The organism is Mesorhizobium sp. BAC0120, assembly GCF_033542235.1.
Taxonomy (GTDB): Bacteria; Pseudomonadota; Alphaproteobacteria; order Rhizobiales; family Rhizobiaceae; genus JAWRCU01.
Genome location: NZ_JAWRCU010000014.1, coordinates 36,217 through 53,129, shown reverse-complemented (window position 1 = coordinate 53,129; position 16,913 = coordinate 36,217). Strand labels below are relative to the sequence as shown.

General features: G+C 63.3%; 14 protein-coding genes. 12 read left to right on the top strand and 2 right to left on the bottom strand.

Annotation, left to right across the window (positions count from 1 at the left end):
- Positions 1-1,455 (bottom strand): XRE family transcriptional regulator, encoded by a 1,455-nt coding sequence (locus SAZ10_RS25525; protein ID WP_318612220.1) that lies wholly within the window; start codon positions 1,453-1,455, stop codon positions 1-3.
- 246 nt (positions 1,456-1,701) lie between these two features.
- Here SAZ10_RS25525 and aceA point away from each other — a divergent pair, with 246 nt between their 5' ends.
- The 12 genes from aceA (at position 1,702) to SAZ10_RS25465 (ending at position 14,987) form a co-directional block, all read left to right on the top strand.
- Positions 1,702-2,991, top strand: a complete 1,290-nt coding sequence (aceA, locus tag SAZ10_RS25520) for an isocitrate lyase (RefSeq protein WP_318612219.1) — start codon at positions 1,702-1,704, stop codon at positions 2,989-2,991.
- Positions 2,992-3,033: 42 nt separating this feature from the next.
- Positions 3,034-3,276, top strand: coding sequence for a hypothetical protein (locus SAZ10_RS25515; protein WP_318612218.1), 243 nt, complete (start codon positions 3,034-3,036; stop codon positions 3,274-3,276).
- A 330-nt stretch (positions 3,277-3,606) separates the two neighbouring features.
- A complete protein-coding gene (locus SAZ10_RS25510) occupies positions 3,607-4,023 on the top strand; it encodes a response regulator (protein WP_318612217.1) in 417 nt (138 codons plus the stop codon).
- A 228-nt stretch (positions 4,024-4,251) separates the two neighbouring features.
- Positions 4,252-5,631 carry a glutamine synthetase family protein gene (locus SAZ10_RS25505; protein WP_318612216.1) on the top strand — a complete coding sequence of 460 codons (1,380 nt, stop codon included), beginning with the start codon at positions 4,252-4,254 and terminating at the stop codon, positions 5,629-5,631.
- 49 nt (positions 5,632-5,680) lie between these two features.
- Complete coding sequence (locus SAZ10_RS25500) at positions 5,681-6,049, top strand: four helix bundle protein (protein ID WP_318612215.1); 369 nt, start codon at positions 5,681-5,683, stop codon at positions 6,047-6,049.
- 51 nt (positions 6,050-6,100) lie between these two features.
- Complete coding sequence (locus tag SAZ10_RS25495) at positions 6,101-7,387, top strand: FAD-binding oxidoreductase (protein WP_318612214.1); 1,287 nt, start codon at positions 6,101-6,103, stop codon at positions 7,385-7,387.
- A 104-nt stretch (positions 7,388-7,491) separates the two neighbouring features.
- On the top strand, positions 7,492-7,926 hold the full coding sequence (locus SAZ10_RS25490) for a thioesterase family protein (protein ID WP_318612213.1): 435 nt from the start codon (positions 7,492-7,494) through the stop codon (positions 7,924-7,926).
- Positions 7,927-8,107: 181 nt separating this feature from the next.
- The gene (locus SAZ10_RS25485; RefSeq protein WP_318612212.1) at positions 8,108-11,422 is read left to right on the top strand and encodes an adenylate/guanylate cyclase domain-containing protein; all 3,315 of its coding nucleotides are present in this window, start codon (positions 8,108-8,110) and stop codon (positions 11,420-11,422) included.
- Between the two features lie 17 nt (positions 11,423-11,439).
- Positions 11,440-12,120: a peroxiredoxin-like family protein gene (locus tag SAZ10_RS25480; RefSeq protein ID WP_318612211.1), complete on the top strand. Its 681-nt coding sequence runs from the start codon at positions 11,440-11,442 to the stop codon at positions 12,118-12,120.
- Between the two features lie 34 nt (positions 12,121-12,154).
- Positions 12,155-12,832, top strand: a complete 678-nt coding sequence (locus SAZ10_RS25475; protein WP_318612210.1) for a peroxiredoxin-like family protein — start codon at positions 12,155-12,157, stop codon at positions 12,830-12,832.
- 198 nt (positions 12,833-13,030) lie between these two features.
- Positions 13,031-13,492 (top strand): GFA family protein, encoded by a 462-nt coding sequence (locus SAZ10_RS25470; RefSeq protein WP_318612209.1) that lies wholly within the window; start codon positions 13,031-13,033, stop codon positions 13,490-13,492.
- Between the two features lie 124 nt (positions 13,493-13,616).
- Positions 13,617-14,987 carry an adenylate/guanylate cyclase domain-containing protein gene (locus tag SAZ10_RS25465; protein WP_318612208.1) on the top strand — a complete coding sequence of 457 codons (1,371 nt, stop codon included), beginning with the start codon at positions 13,617-13,619 and terminating at the stop codon, positions 14,985-14,987.
- Positions 14,988-15,075: 88 nt separating this feature from the next.
- Here SAZ10_RS25465 and SAZ10_RS25460 read toward each other — a convergent pair whose 3' ends face one another.
- Positions 15,076-16,887, bottom strand: a complete 1,812-nt coding sequence (locus tag SAZ10_RS25460; protein ID WP_412535298.1) for a chloride channel protein — start codon at positions 16,885-16,887, stop codon at positions 15,076-15,078.
- Positions 16,888-16,913: the final 26 nt, after the last annotated feature.

Below are 16,913 nucleotides of genomic sequence, written 5' to 3'. Positions count from 1 at the left end.
CTACTGAAAGTCGAAGGCGCTCAGCCCCGTCGCCATCTCGTCGAGGCCGAGCGGTCGGGTGAGAGGCGGCTCGGCGCGGGCAAGACAGCCGACGCGCTCGCAGACCCGGCAGGCCGGACCGACGGGCGTGGAGCCCGACGGGCCGCCCCCCGCCGATTGCCCCGAAGCGCTCATTCCGGCCGGCAAGGCAGCGCGATAGACGACCTCGTCCATGAAAGAGATGTCGCAGGCAAGCAGCATTGCCGTGCGCCGCGGCCGTTCGGCGAAGGCGCCTTGCGGGCCCTCGAGCGTCCGTGCAACACACAGGAATTCCGCGCCGTCCGGCATCTCGATGGCCTCCACAAGGATCTGCCCGGGCTGGGAGAAGGCGGCATGCAGCGGCAGCTTCGGGCAGCCGCCGCCGAAGCGGGCCTGTGGGAAGCCTTGCGCGCCGGCGCGGCGGAAGCGGTTGCCGGCGTTGTCGACCTCCAGCATGAAAAAAGGAATGCCGCTGCTGCCCGGCCGGCTGAGCATGGTGAGCCGGTTGGCCGCCTGCTCGAAAGAAACGCCGAAGCGCGAGCGCAGCACATCGATGTCGTAGCGCGAGCGAACCGCGGCCGCGAGGAACGGCTGGTAGGGCATCATCAGCGCATGCGCGGCGTAGCGGGCGAGCTCGAAACGGGCGAGCCGGCGAGCCTCGTCCGACGACAGCTTCAGCGCCTCGATCTCGGCGGCGATCGCGACCCGCATCCTGATCAGGCACGCCTCCATGGCGACCTCGCGCAGCTGGTCGAAAGGCGACAGGCGCTCGGAGACGAAGAGGCGCTGCGAGTGACGATCGTAGCGGCGGCGCCAGTTGGGCATGGTGGCGGCAGGGAGCACGCGAACCGTGATGCCGAACTCCCGCCTCAGCCAGGCCTTCAGCGCGCCGGACAGGTCGTCGCCGGGATCGAGCAGCGAGATGAAAGACTCCGCCTCATCCTCGAGCGAAGCGAAATGGTTCGGCCTTCGCTCGAAGGTCTCGCGCACCTCGTCGACCGGCAGTCGCGCGCCGGAGAGCGCGGTTGCGCGCCCCTCGCGGACGAGCAGGTCGGAGAGATCGGAAAGCCGGCCAGCCTGCTCGCGATAGGCCCGGTAGAGCTTGATGACTGCTGCTGCCGCGTTAGGCGCGGCTTCCGCGACTTCGATCAGTTCCTGGTCGCCCGGCAGTTCACCCAGGAGCAAAGGATCGGAGAAGACCTCCTTCAGCGCGGCGACGGAGCTTTGCGCCTCGCCCTGCAGCTCTTTTGGATCGATTTCGTATACGGCGGCCAGCTTCAGAATGAGTTGCACGGTCAGCGGCCGCTGATTGCGCTCGATCAGGTTGAGGTAGGACGGCGAGATGCCGAGCCCTTCGGCCATCGCCGTTTGGGTGAGGCCCTTGCCGTTGCGAATGCGGCGAATGCGAGGACCGGCGAAGATCTTCTGTTCGGGCATCCCAGCTCTTGTCCAAAGATTTACAAATCCCGCCGCTCGCGTGCCGCGGACAGATTTTGACAATTTTTACAGCTTTACCGGAGCGGAGCGTCAATCACAAGACAGAATTACCCTTATTTCCCAATAACTGGAGCGATTCCTCTGGCGGACACCGAGGTCCAATGTAAATGAAGTCATGAGCTTGCGGTTGTTCAAGCTCGGTCAGGAATATCACAGCCCAGTCGATCGCACGATCCAGAGGAGCAAATGACTGATTTTTACAACCTTGTCCCCTCCGCGCCCGAAGGCCGCTTCGACGGCATTGAGCGGCCCTATTCGCCGGAAGACGCAAAGCGGCTGCGCGGCTCGCTGCAGATCCGGCATACGCTTGCCGAGACCGGCGCCAATCGGCTGTGGAAGCTGATCCATGACGAGGAGTTCGTGAACGCGCTTGGCGCGATGACCGGTAACCAGGCCATGCAGATGGTGCGCGCGGGATTGAAGGCCATCTACCTCTCCGGCTGGCAGGTGGCTGCGGACTCCAACACGGCATCGGCCATGTACCCTGACCAGTCGCTCTATCCGGCCAATGCCGCGCCGGAGCTTTGCCGGCGCATCAACCGCACGCTCCAGCGCGCCGACCAGATCGAAGTTTCGGAAGGAAACGGGCTTTCGGTCGAAACCTGGTTCGCACCAATCGTGGCCGATGCGGAGGCCGGCTTCGGCGGGCCGCTCAACGCCTTCGAGATCATGAAGGCCTTCATCGAGGCGGGCGTGGCCGGCGTCCACTACGAGGACCAGCTCGCGTCTGAAAAAAAGTGCGGCCATCTGGGCGGCAAGGTGCTGATCCCGACCGCAGCGCATATCAGGAACCTGACCGCAGCACGGCTTGCCGCCGACGTGATGGGGGTGCCCACCCTTGTGGTCGCCCGCACGGACGCGGAAGCGGCGAAGCTGCTCACCTCAGACATAGACGAGCGCGACCGGCCCTTTGTCGATTACGAGGCGGACCGCACCCTCGAAGGCTTCTATCAGGTGCGCAACGGTCTCGAGCCTTGCATCGCGCGCGCAGTCGCTTACGCGCCTTATGCTGACCTGATCTGGTGCGAGACCTCCAGGCCCGACCTGCAACAAGCCAAGAAGTTCGCCGAGGGCGTGCGACGGCACCATCCGGACAAGCCGCTCGCCTACAACTGCTCGCCGTCCTTCAATTGGAAGAAAAACCTCGACGACGAGACGATCGCACGTTTCCAGCGCGAGCTCGGCGCGATGGGCTACAAGTTCCAGTTCATCACGTTGGCCGGCTTCCACCAGCTGAACCACGGCATGTTCGAGCTCGCCCGCGGCTATCGCGAGCGCCAAATGGCGGCCTATTCCGAGCTGCAAGCGGCGGAATTCGCATCGGAGGCGAACGGCTACACGGCGACCAAGCACCAGCGCGAGGTCGGCACCGGCTATTTCGATGCCGTGTCGATCGCGATCACCGGCGGCAAGTCATCGACAACGGCCATGCATGAATCGACCGAGCATGCCCAATTCCGGCCGGCGGCCGAGTGAGGAGTTGGCTCCGTGACCCAGACGCCAAGTAAGGAGAATGCCATGCCCCCCAGGACTCACGTCAAGGAACGAGCCGAGGAACAGGCCTCGGCGATGAGCCCGGAACAGCAAGCGGTGATCCGGATGGTCGCCAACGACCTGCACCGCCTCAACCAATCGGTCATGAAGGCCGTGGAAGCCGGCGTCTCGGTGGAACTCGTCCGCTCGGCGCGTCATCATGGCGGCCGCGGCAACTGGGGCGACCTGCTGATCCCGGTCGTGGTGGCGCAGACCGCGGCGGGTTAGAAGGGCGTGCGTTCAGTTGGATCTACATGCCGTTCCATTTCTTTCTTTGCTCATCCGACTATCCGAAAACAGTCGCTGACTTTCCGCTGGCGCGGTCCTTCGGTCCGATCCGATGCGCCAGCCTGCTGCAACCTGCGCGTACATGCATACATTCACAAAAACTTATAAACCACCTTGCGACGGGCCGCACCAAGCGGCCCGTTTCGGCTTGACATCGGCCGCAAACAGGCGACTATCCCTGCCCATCATAGGCAATTTCGTTCTTCAGGAACGGTTTCTCGAGCAATGTCGAAATGGAAACTCGAACCGGTTTCCGTCAGCACTCGATTTATGGTTGCTGACAAAGGGGAAGATGCGGCGACCGAAAATCTCTCTGCCGTGCTAGTCGTCGGCACGTCACAGATCACGCGGGTCGTCGTCTCCAAGATCGTCGAGCGGTGCGGGTTGAGGCCCGTCGCGGAATCACCTGAAACCGCCGGTCGCGTCCTCTCGGCACTTAAACCGGGAACCGTCATCCTGGACGGCGGCGCCGACAATTGCGATTGCGACCACCTCTTTGACAGCCTGTCGGTCCAGCGGCGAATATCCGGTCGCAATGTGCCGCGCGTGATCCTGTTGTCGATCCGAACCGTTGGCTCGGACGACCTTCGACATGCCAGCGTCATCGATGCCGTAGTCGCCAAGCCGATCACGCCGGAGACGCTGCAGCCGGTCGTCAGTCGACTGGTCGAAGCCGTCCGTGCCTGAGCACGGCGTTCGTATCTGGCATTCCCGTCCGGATTCCCTGTCTGTCGGAGTCTGCTGCCGCGCAGAGCCTTGGGACAAGTTGGCGGAGCCTGCATGAAGGCCCGGCTCGGCCCTCTTTGCTTCCGTCAGCGGCCATGGCTATAGTCGCGAAATCCGCAACTATCTCGGTGATTGATGCCAGTCCTAAAGAAGGAAGCCCGACCGTCAAATCGCGCGGGGCGCTCCCGCATGCCCCAATTCCTGAAGAACCGCCGTGGCGTAAGGAACTGGAAAGAAGCCGACGAATGGCTGGAATGGCGCGGCATCGAGGACATAGAGTGCATCACGCCCGACCAGGCTGGCGTTGCCCGCGGCAAGATGATGCCGTCGAAGAAATTTACCTCCAATACCTCGCTCGCGCTGCCGTCCGCCGTGTTCATGACGACCATCTCGGGCGGTTATCCCGAGGACGGCAACGGCTTCCAATACCCTGAGGACGACGGCGACCTGAAGCTGGTGCCGGACCTGTCCACCCTCTCCGTCGTGCCTTGGGAGGAGGACCCGACCGCACAGGTGATCTGCGATCTCGTGCACCAGGACGGCCGCGTCGTCGAGTTCACGCCGCGCAATGTGTTGAAGCGCGTCGTCGCGGCCTATGCAGAGGCTGGGCTGAGACCGGTGGTGGCACCGGAAATCGAGTTCTATCTCGTGCGGAAGAATCCAGACCCCGACTATCCGCTGGTGCCGCCGGTCGGGCGCTCCGGCCGGCCGATCGGCGGCGGCGCCGGCTATTCGATCGCCGGCGTCAACGAGTTCGACGAGCTGATCGACGACATCTACCATTTCTCTGAAGGGCAGGGCCTGGAGATCGACACGCTGATCCATGAAGAGGGCGCGGGCCAGCTGGAGATCAACCTTCGGCACGGCGATCCGATCGAGCTCGCCGACCAGGTGTTCATGTTCAAGCGCACCATTCGCGAAGCCGCGCTGAAACACGAGACCTATGCGACCTTCATGGCCAAACCCATCCAGGGCCAGCCCGGCTCGGCCATGCATATCCACCAGTCGGTGGTGGACAAGAAGACGGGCCGCAACGTCTTCTCCAACGAGGACGGATCGGAATCGGAGGCCTTCAAGCATTTCGTCGGCGGCATGCAGAAGCATATAGCAAACGCGCTGGTGATGCTGGCGCCATACGTCAACTCCTATCGCCGGCTCACCCAGGCGGCATCTGCGCCGGTCAACAACAAATGGGGCTACGACAATCGCACCACGGCGTTCCGCGTGCCGCGCTCGGATCCGGCCGCCCGGCGCGTCGAGAACCGTATCCCCTCCTCCGACGCCAATCCCTATCTGGCGCTTGCCGCCTCGCTCGCCTGCGGGCTCATGGGCATGCGCAACAAGATCCAGCCGGAGGCGCCGGTGATCACCACCGCCAACGAGGACGAGATCGACCTGCCCCGCGGCCTGCTGGAGGCCGTCGACCTGTTCGAAGCCGACGAGGAGCTGCACCAGGTGCTCGGCAAGCAGTTCTCCTCGACCTACGCCGCGATCAAACGGGCGGAATTCGAGACCTTCATGGAAGTGATCAGTCCGTGGGAGAGGGAGTTTTTGTTGCTGAATGTGTGAGCGAGTAAGGCAATAGGGCAATAGGGCAATAGGGGGGAGCAGAGCTCAAATGTCATCAGAGGTGCAGTCACACAGGGACTTGGTAGTTTGGCAGCAAGCCATCGACTTAGCTGTAGCGGTCTATCAAGTCACAAAGAACTGGCCAAAGGATGAACTATATGGACTGACGGCGCAGGCTCGAAGAGCTGCTACTTCCGTGGCAGCGAATATTGCTGAGGGCTACGGACGCGAGAATCGCGGTTCCTATCAGCAGTTTCTCCGCATCGCGCAGGGTTCGCTAAAGGAACTGGAGACCCACCTCACGATCGCTCAGCGAATCGGCATTGCCCGCGACGATGCCATTGCGCCAACTCTGGAACGCAGCGAAAGCGTGGGCAAGTTGCTCCGGCTGCTGATCCGTAAGCTGTCCGGTCAATAACCCTATTGCCCTATTGCCCTATTGCCTTATTGCCCTACTGCCCTGGTTCCGATGCTCTACCAATCCCCAATCTCCCCCGGCATCTCCTGGTATGAGGACACGGTCGGAGACCGTCCAACCTACCCGACGCTCGACGGCGATCGCAAAGCAGATGTCATCGTCATCGGCGGCGGGTTCACCGGCCTCTCGGCGGCAGCGCACCTGGCCAAGGCCGGCGCGAACGTTGTGCTCATCGAAGCATACCGGTTCGGCGACGGCGCATCGGGGCGCAATGGCGGCCAGCTCGGCACCGGTCAGCGCACGCCGCTCGACGAACTCGAAGCTTTGCTCGGCTGGACGAGGGCCAAAGCATTGTTCGACCTTGCCGAGGAGGCAAAGGCACATCTGCTCGAGTTCGCCGCGACGAACAGGATCGACATCGACTTCACGCCGGGTCAGCTCTCTGTCGCCCACAAGAAGCGTTATGTCGATGACTACAGGAATTATGCCGACTATATGCGCGAGCGAGCCGGCTACGAGCACATCTCCTTCATGGACGCGGCCGAGACCGCCCAACGAGTCGGCTCGTCAGCATATTTCGGCGGGACACGCGACACCGGCACCGGCCACATCCATCCGCTCAAGTTGGTGATCGGAACGGCGCGCGTGGCCGCGGAGGCGCGCGCACAGCTTTTCGAGAACACCAAGGCGACCGGCATCCGAGCGAATGGCGGCAAGGTCGAGGTGACAACGCCGAAAGGAACGATCAGGGCCGACAAGGGGCTCATCACCGTCGATGCCTACGGCAACGGGCTGGAGCCGGTGAGCGCAGCGCATATCATGCCGATCGGCTCCTTCATTGGAGCGACCGTGCCGCTCGGTGCGCAAAGCCCCGTGCTGCCCGGCGGGGAGTCGGTCGACGATTCACGCTTCGTCGTGCGCTATTTCCGCAAGTCGAACGACGGGCGGCTGCTGTTCGGCGGGCGCGAGATCTATGCGGTCAAGGATCCGAAGGACATCCACCTCCACATCCGCCGGCAGATCGCCGAGGTCTATCCGGCATTGAAGGACATCGAGATCACACATGGCTGGGGCGGCTATGTCGGCATCACCATGCCGCGCCGGCCCTTCGTGCGCGAGGTGATGCCCAATGTGATCGCGACCGGCGGCTATTCCGGGCACGGCGTCATGCTGTCGAACTTCATGGGCAAGCTCTATGCCGAAACCGTCGCCGGAAACCGCGACCGGCTCAAGCTTTTCGAGGAGCTGAAAATTCCCGCCTTTCCCGGCGGCCGTCTCTTGCGCCAGCCGCTGATGTTTCTCGCCCTCAACTGGTATGCGCTGAGGGACCGGATCTAGTCAGCCTGTCAGTTGAATCAGCCGAAAGTCGCATGCCAGTGCTGCGGTCGCCCGATGCGCGGTGTGATACGTTTCACGTGTCACGCGATATCGGGGGGATCCTCATGAAAGCCGAACTCAAGGCGGGACTTCGCCATACACTCAGCCTGCGCATCGACGAATCTCTCACCGTCCCGCAGGTATCTTCCGCCTTCGCGGGTTTCGAAGAGATGCCGCCTGTTTTCGCGACGGCCTTCATGGTCGGCTTCATCGAATGGGCATGCATCGAAGCGCTTCGGCCATTCCTCGATCTCAACGAAAGGACCGTTGGCACTCACGTCGACGTGAGCCATGTCGCGGCGACACCTGTGGGCATGACCGCCACTGCCGAAATCGAGTTGATCGCGGTTGAGGGCCGCAAGCTGCGCTTCAAAGTAAGATGCAGCGACGAAGCGGGCCTCATCGGCGAGGGCTTCCACGAACGGGCGGTCATCGACAGGGGGAAGTTCATGCAGCGCCTTTCCGAGAAAGCTGCAAGGGCCAGCATATCTGTGAGCTGAACCGGCCTGGCCGGTTCGGCTTCGCCTTTCCGCCCCTCGCGCTTTCCGCGAGCGGCCGCAAATCGCGAGTTCTGCATCCATCCTCGTCCTGCCGCTTGCGGAGCGGGCGGCGGCGGTCCATGCTTATATTAGAATTATCGCAAACAAGCCTGGTTTGCCGCTGCCCTTGAGATCTTGATCGATGAATTGCGCAAGCTGCGGTTTCCAGATTGAGGCCGGTTTCGCGTTCTGCCCGAAATGCGGCGCGAAGCAGCCTCGGGCATGCCAGGGCTGCGGCTATCTCTGTGCGCCGGAATTCTCCTTCTGTCCAAAATGCGGGGCGGGCCTGGGCAACGCGTCCATAGCGGACGCAAGCAGTGACATGCCGACCGGCCGCCGCGCAGCAATCGGCGACCGCTCTGGCGCTGATCGCATAGCGGTGGACGAGCGGATTCCAGGGCCTGGGCGTCCACCACCCGACCTGGAGGCCGACCGCCGAACCGTCACGATCCTTTTCGCGGACCTTACCGGCTTTACCTCACTCAGCGAGCAGCTCGACCCGGAAGTCATGCAATCGCTGCAGAACGAGTTGTTCGAGGAGCTGACTGCGGCGGTGCAAAATGCCGGCGGCTTCGTCGACAAGTTCATCGGAGATGCGCTGCTTGCTTTGTTCGGCGCACCCGTCGCGCATGAGGACGATCCGGAGCGGGCGCTCCGCGGCGCCCTCGACATGATCGAGCGCATGGCCCGCATCGGCAAGCGCTCGAAGGCTTTCGCCGGCTTGCCGCTGGAGCTGCATATCGGCATCAACACCGGGCCAGTGGTGACGGGCGCATTCGGTGTCGGCAGCGCCAAATCCTATTCCGTGACCGGCGATACCGTGAACACGGCGCAGCGCCTGCAATCGCTCGCCGCACCAGGCGAGGTGCTGGTCGGCCCCTTGACCTACAGGCTCACTCGCCATGCCTTCTCCTATGAATCGCTGGGCGACGTCGCACTGCGCGGCAAGTCCGGCAGTGTCATGGTGCACAGGCTCGTGGAGCAACTCGATGCACCGCGCGCGGCGCGCGGCTTGGAGGCGCTTGGGCTCAGCGCACCGCTGATCGGGCGCGCCGCCGAGCTCGGGCGAATGCTGGCGTGCCTGGATAGGGCCTGCAACGGCTCGGCCCAGCTCGTGCGGCTGGTCGGCGAGGCCGGCATTGGCAAGTCGCGGCTGGTCAGGGAATTCATCGCCCGTGTGCGCGACGACGAGCGGTTCGGGAATGTCGCCGTGCGGCAGACCGCCTGCTCGCCGCGCGGCGAGCAGTCCTACGGCGCGCTCGCGGCGGTGGTTCGCAGCGCCGGCGGCATGATGCAGAACGATCCCCCGGACGAAATCCGGGCAAAGCTCGGCTTGCTGCTCGGCGAGCTGGGGCTTCATGGGGAAGAGGCCGAGCGGCTCAAGCCACTGCTCTTCCACGTGCTCGGGGTCAGCGATCCCGATGCGACCTTGCGGCATGTCGAGCCCGAGCAGCTGAGGCGGCAGATTCTCTACGCAATCCGCACCATCATGGAGCGGCGGCTGGCGCTTTCACCTCTCCTGATCGTCGTCGAAGACCTGCACTGGGCAGATGCCGTATCGCTCGAGGCGCTGCGATTCGTTGTGGATCGGCTCGAGCGCACACGGCTCATGCTCGTAGTCACGCACCGACCGGCGCCGGAAAACGACCAGCTCGACTCCACCAAGGTCAGCCACACGGCTCTGCGGCTCTGGCCTTTGAGTGACCCTGAGGGCCAAGACCTGCTTGCGGCGCTGTTCGGCATTCCTTTGTCCAAGTCCTCAGGCCGTCTCGCGAACCGGATCCTGAGCAGGGCGGGCGGCAACCCGCTCTTCATCGAAGAAATCGTGCGTGGGCTGATCGATAGCGGCGTGCTCAGGCGCGACGGCGCGAAATGGCAGATCGCGTCCGACGAGGCTGGCGCCGGCATCCCGGCCAGCATCCAGGCGATGTTGCTCGCCCGCATCGACCGGCTACCGCAGGACGTGCGCAGGCTGGCGCAAGAGGCCGCCGTGATCGGTCCACGTTTCGACGGGGCCCTGCTGCAGATGATTACCGCCGACCCGGCGAGGCTGCAGACCGGTCTGGAGCTGCTCTGCGATTTCGAGCTCATCGAAGAGGTCTCCGGCGCCGGCTCGATTGCCTCGCAAAGCTACCGCTTCACGCAGACCCTGCTGCAGGACGTGATCTATCAGAACCTGCTCTTGCAGCGGCGCACAGAGATGCATGGCAGGATTGGCAAGGCGCTGGAGGACCTTTCAGGCGATGACCCGGAAAAACTCGAGGATCTGACGTTGCTCGGGCACCATTTCAGCCTGAGCGCAGCCGAGGAGAAGGGAGCGCGCTACCTGATGAAGGCGGGCGACCGGGCCCACATCATCTATGCCAATGAAGACGCGCTTCGCCTCTACCAGCAAGCGCTGGCGACGCTCGCTCGATCGGGGCAATCCCAGATGGCGCTCCTCCTCAACGAGTGCATTGCCGACCTCAGCGGGCCGAGCGGGAGGCGCGAGGCAGCGCAAGAGCATTACCGGACGGCGCTCGATGCCTACCAAACCGCCGGGGACCGGATCGGAGCGGCACGCATTCTGCGCAAGACCGGACGGCTGCTGTGGGACTGGGGCAGGCGCGAACAGGCAGAGGCGAGCTACGCGCAGGCCGCCACGCTGCTCTCGGAAACGGATGCACCGGTCGAGCAGGCGCATTTATGGCAAGAGCGGGGCCGGCTGGCATTCCGCACCGGAGATCATGCCCGTGCGGTGAAGTGGGCGGACGATGCCCTTGCCGCCGCGAGGTGCGTGCCGCCTGACGCCGACGACGCCAGCCGACGCGAGGCCGCACTAGCGACCGCCGAAGCGCTCAACACCAAGGGCGTCGCTCTCGCACGGGCCGGCAGGAGCCAGGAGGCGGTGCGCGAGGTGGAGCGTAGCGTCGAAGTCGCCGAAGCCGCCGGACTGATGAGCGCCGCTTGCCGTGGCTATACCAATCTCGGCGTGCTCTATACGCTGATCAATCCGCAGCGAGCCATAGACGTATGCCGGCGCGGGCTCGATGTGGCGCGCCGGATCGGCGATCTCGGCTTCCAGGCGCGGTTGCTCGCCAACCTCGCGGTTGCCTGCTGCACCTTCACCGACAGGTGTCCCGAGGAAGGCGTGCCCGCTGCCGAGGAGGCGATTGAAATCGACCGCGCGCTTGACCAGCGCGAGCATCTGTCGGTGCCGTTGATCGTGCTCGGGCAAATCCACCAGTGCAACGGAAAGCCGGAGTTGGCAGCGAAGCTCTACGGCGAAGCGCTGCAAATCGCCCGAGAAACAAGTGAACCACAGCTTCTCTTTCCGTGCTATGATGGCCTAGCGACACTCAATCTCGACCTCGACAACCTGGCTGAGGCCGATCGTTATTTTGCGCTGGCACAGGATGTCTGCGCCCAGCACGGGCTCGACCCCGACGCACTTATCGTCCTGCCTTTTCTTGACTGACCGGGAGGAGATTCGGAATGTCCGAGGATATCGATATTGGACCGCTGCAGCCGGGCGACCGGGCACCGAATGTCGTGCTCGACGCAATCACGCGCGACGGCAAGATCGCCATCGACGACTTTCGCGGTCAGAAGGCCTTGCTGATCGGGCTGTTTCGCGGCCTGCACTGCCCGTTCTGCCGCCGCCACATCACGGCATTGTCAAAATTGGCGCCCTCGCTGCGCGAGAAAGGCGTGGAGAGCCTAACGGTCGTCAACACACCGATTGAACGGGCGCGGCTCTATTTCCGTTACCATCCGATGCCGGCGTTGCTTGCGGCTGCCGATCCAGAGCGTGCTGCGCATCGGGCATTCGGCCTGCCCAATTTGCAGGTCACCGAGAATGAGACTGCTTGGCCATACAAGGTCAGCTCGGAAGTCGTGACCTCTATGCGCCTCGATATTCCAGGGGAATTGCCCGAGCCCATGGACCCATTTTCAGCCATGGAATACCTCAACAGGAAGGACGACTACGAAATCAGAGAGGCGGATCAGGAGATGATTGCGACTGGAGTCGCCCAGATGACAGGTCAGTTTCTCCTCGACAGAGAAGGTATTGTGCGTTGGACCTTCAACGAGACCGCCGAAGGCGGACACAACATGTTCGGCGCGCCGAATTCGCAAGAATTGATGTCGGCGGCCTCGCAACTTGCGCATTAGGCCGCTCCTGCGGCGATATCCAGAGGACGTTCAGATGCCGGAGCGTATCGATATTGGACCACTGCAGCCGGGCGAGCGGGCGCCCAACGTTGTGCTCGACGCAATCACACGCGACGGCAAGATCGCCATCGACGATTTTCGCGGCCAGAAACCGCTGCTCGTCGGGCTCTTCCGCGGCCTGCACTGCCCGTTCTGCCGGCGCCATATAGCCGCGCTCTCGCAGCTAACGCCAGCGTTGCGCGAACGGGGCATTGAGAATCTGACCGTGGTCAACACGCCCATCGAACGGGCGCGGCTCTATTTTCGCTACCATCCGATGCCTGACCTGATTGCCGCTTCGGACCCGGAGCGCGTTTCACATCAGGCGTTTGGCTTGCCCAATCTCGAATTCACCGAGAGCGAGACCGCCTGGCCATACAAGGTGTCCATGGCCGACGCGGCCGCATTCCGGGTCGACCTCCCAGGCGAGTTGCCCGGCCCCATGGGCTCCTTTGAGGCCGGGGAGTTTCTCGACAAGAAGGACAAATATGAATTCACGGAGGCTGACCAGCAGATGGAAACCACCGGCAAGGGACAGCTTGTCGGTCATTTCCTCCTCGACCGCGAGGGCATCGTGCGCTGGACGTTCACTGAAGTTGCCGAGGGCGGCCGTTACATGTTTGGGACGCCGACCTCGGACGAATTGATGTCGGTCGCCTCGCGCGTGGCATAGCGAGCTGATTGGTCGAGCAGAGGGAACGAAGTTTACACGCTGCTCCCACGGCGGGAAGGGCGTGTCGCCTGCGCTAGAGCAGGGCGAATTCAGTCGAGTCATTCATCCCATTTCGGCTGAATGATCTTTCCGAAAACTCGGTAACTTTTTCGGGATCATGCCCTAAATTCGTGTTCGGTTCGATCATGGGAGACCGTCATGCATGACTGGAAACTGCCGTGGAGCGGCGGGTGCCGGTGTGGTCGCATCCGTTTCGAGGTCACGAAGCCGCCATTGATGGCCGCCGCCTGTCATTGCCGCGGCTGCCAAAAAATGAGCTCGAGCGCCTTCTCTCTGTCGCTGACGATGCCGAGCGACGGCTTCGCTGTTACCGACGGCGAGCCTGTGATCGGCGGACTGCATGGCCCGACGCACCATTATTTCTGCTGGTACTGCAAAACCTGGATGTTCACCCGGCCGGAAGGCTTCGATTTCGTCAATCTGAGGCCGTCAATGCTGGACGAGCACGGCTGGTTTGCGCCCTTCATCGAGGTCTGGACGGCGGAAAAGCTGCCCTGGGCCGCGACCGGCGCGGTACATAGCTTCGAGACCGAGCCGGAATTCTCCAGCTACCAGGGACTTATGCAGGAATATGCCGAGAGTGGCGCGCGTCCGGCCTGACCAAGGCCGAAGCGTGGGCTCCGGACGCTGGCGGCCTTCCAAAATCGTTTCGCCAGCGTATGGTGTCGCCAATTCTTGAGGCGGTCGAATCGCCGTGCGAGTTTTCGAACAGAGCAGATCCGCAGTGGCGAAACGAGCCGGACAATCACTTGATGAGCGGCGCAGGAACCGGCTCAGGGCGCTGATTGCCTCGACCGAGAACGAGGGCGCGCGGCTGCAGTTCTGGGCGCGCAACGGGGCGCTCGCGGCGATCGCACTGGTAATCATCCTCGTCTTCAAGTGGGACGCGCAGATGCTCTATGTGCTGTCTGCGCTCGCCGTTTTCTTCCTGACCGGGCTCTTCTCCTACCGGCTGGCGATCGCAGGAAAGCGCAAGATGCCGATCGGCCTGATCCTCGGCGTCTTAGACATCGTGCTGCTCACCTTCCTGATGGTTGCGCCCAGCCCCTTCGCGGAATTCGAACCGCCGGCGGCGATTGCCTTGCGCGAAGGCGGGTTCAAATATCTGCTCATCTTCATCTGCCTCGGCGCGCTCAGCCTTTCGGTGCGCTACGCAGTCTATCTCGGCACGGCTGCCGCAATCTCCTGGGGGCTGGCTGTGCTGTGGGTGGCGGAGCGACCACAATCCATCGTGCCGAACCTGTTCCACCAGCATTTCGACCCCAAGGAGTGGATGCGGCTCTATCTCGACCCGAACTTCGTCAACGTCACGGAGCAGGTGGTCAACGTCGCGCTCATCCTGATCGTAGCGGGAATCATAGGTACCGTCGTGCTGAGGGCCCGCAACCTGGCCGACGAGTACACCAAGGCGGAACGGGCGAGGTACAATCTCTCACGGCATTTCTCGCCCAATGTCGTCGATGTCCTTGCCGCCGCCGACGAACCGTTCGGGCCGATCCGCCGGCAAGACCTCGCCGTGATTTTTGCCGATATCATCGGCTTTACGGCCTACACGGAGGACCATCCGGCCGAGCAGGTGTTCCAGTTGCTGCGCGAGTTCCACCGGCGCATGGAAGCCGTGGTCTTCGACCATAAGGGAACTGTCGACAATTATATCGGCGACTGCATTATGGCGACCTTCGGCGTGCCGAACCCGGCCCCGGATGATGCGGCGCGGGCGCTGAGAGCTACGCGCGCGATGATCTTGGCGCTCGACGAATGGAACGACGAGCGAGCAGCAGCAGGCGCCGAGCCGATCGACATACGCGTGGGCTGCCAGTTCGGGCCAGTTGTGATCGGCGCGATCGGCAGTGAGCGCAACCTTTCCTTCGCCGCCGTCGGCGACACCTGCAACGTAGCGAGCCGGCTGCAGAATCTCTGCCGCGAGCTCGATGCCGAGATCTGCGTCGGTGCTGCCGTGATAGAGGCGGCTATCGCTGCGGGCGACCATCAAGCTTCCGCCGGTTTCATCAATCACGGCGCGGTGGCCGTACGCGGGCGCGACGCGCTGGTCGACGTGTGGTATCGGCCAAAGAGGGAGAGGATGGCGGCGTAGCATAGAGTTTTGTGCAAGCCGTTTGACGCTGGCTGCGTCGACCTAAAAGCAGAAGGCTCTAAGACGCACTCAAGTCTTCTTGGAAAGACTAGCCGGGCCCCATGACACTGCCCAGGGATTCGCCCGAGATGTCGCGGCTCGCCTTCTCGAGCTCCTCGGCATAGCGCCGCATCAGATGACTTTCGGTGAGGAGGCCGACGACCCGCCGCTCGGTCAAATCCGCGACGACGGCGAGCTCCTCGCTGCCCGCTCGAGCAAAGGCATCGGCCGCGGATTTGACGTTCATGCTCGGTACCAGCACCGTGTCCTGGTATTTCGCGAAAGAGCCTACGCTCGCCGTTCCGGATGCCTCGTCCGGGCGTTCGGCATAAAGGTCCGCGACGATCAGCATTCCGACATAGCGCTTGTGCTCGTCTACCGCGACGACCCGCTGGGTCGAGCCGAGCGGAAACTCCTTCTCGAAGGCTTCGAGCGTCATCTCGGCGTCCACCGTGCGGATATCGCTGCGCATCATCGTCCCGACCGTGAGACTGCGCATCCAGCCGATGTCGTGGGCGCTGCGGATCGTCTCGCCCCTCAGATGGAACCGCCACGTCGAGAACGAGTAGCCGAAGGCCTCGCGCACCAGCACAGTCGAGACGATTGCCGCAGCCAGAACCACGCCGGTCAGCGTCAAGTCGCCGCTCGATTCCAGCGCCAGGAACGTCATCGTCAGCGGCCCGCCGACAATGCCGACGGCCACCGACGTCATCCCGACCACCGCTGCCATGGTCGGATCGATCGTCAGGCTGGGCGCCGCGACTGCCGTGGCCACGGCAAAGATCTTGCCGAACAGAGCGCCGAGGAACAGGGAGGCGAAGAAAAGCCCGCCGCGAAAGCCGGACCCGATCGAGACGGCCGAAGCAAGCAGCTTCAGAAGGAAGAGCTCGGCGATGACGGTAAACCCATAATTCATGGCGAGCTCGCGGTGCAGCGCGCCATGCCCGCTCGAAAGTACCTGCGGCGTCACGAGCGCCAGAATGCCGACGACGCATCCGCCCATCAGAGGCCGCAGCGAGGCGTCTATGGATATTCGCTTGAACAGCTCCTCCGTCAGCGTCACCAGCCGCATCATCACGATCGAAACGCCGCCGGCCGCCAATCCTAGCAGGATGAACGGCAGATAATGTGTTGGGGGTATCGGCGAGGGGGCGCCGACTTCGATCGGGAATTGGATGGCGCCGAGCAGGGTGGCGGTCAGCGACGCGCAAAGCGCTGCCGCCAGCACCGGCGCGACGTTGGCGACCGAATAAACGCCGATGACCAGCTCGAACCCGTAGAAGGCACCCGTCAGGGGCGCCCCGAAGGCTGCGCCGATGGCGCCGGCAGAGCCACAGCCCACCAGGAGCCTCACGTCCGACCTGCGCAGGCCCAATGTTCGCGCGGCCCATGACGCGATGCCGGACCCGACCTGAGTGTAACCCGCCTCAAGGCCGACCGAAGCTCCAAACCCGCTCGATACGATTGTCTGCAGCCCAACGATGAAGGTGTCCGTCAGCGACATCCTGCCGCCGTGCAGCGCGTTCGCTTCGATCGGGTCGATAGGCGCTCGAAACCGGTACCGACGCAGATAGAGGATGCTGAGGCCCATCAGCGCCCCTCCGACCGCCGGCACGAGCGCCTGCGTCGGATGCGAGAGAGAGAACATTGCGGAAAGCCGCGCCCCGGTCGGCAAGTCGAACAGCAGCCAGTGCATTGCCTGAACAAGCCAGCTCATGCCGGTGACAAGCGCGCCGGCAATCACCCCGACTGCACAGGCAATGATGACGATCATGGTCGCGCGGGCCTGACGCAGCCTGTACGCCGACTGCGCGATCTGACGAAGATTGCCGGCATCGAGGGCCTGGGGAAGAACGTTCATGAGAGGACAAGCTGCCGCATCACCCG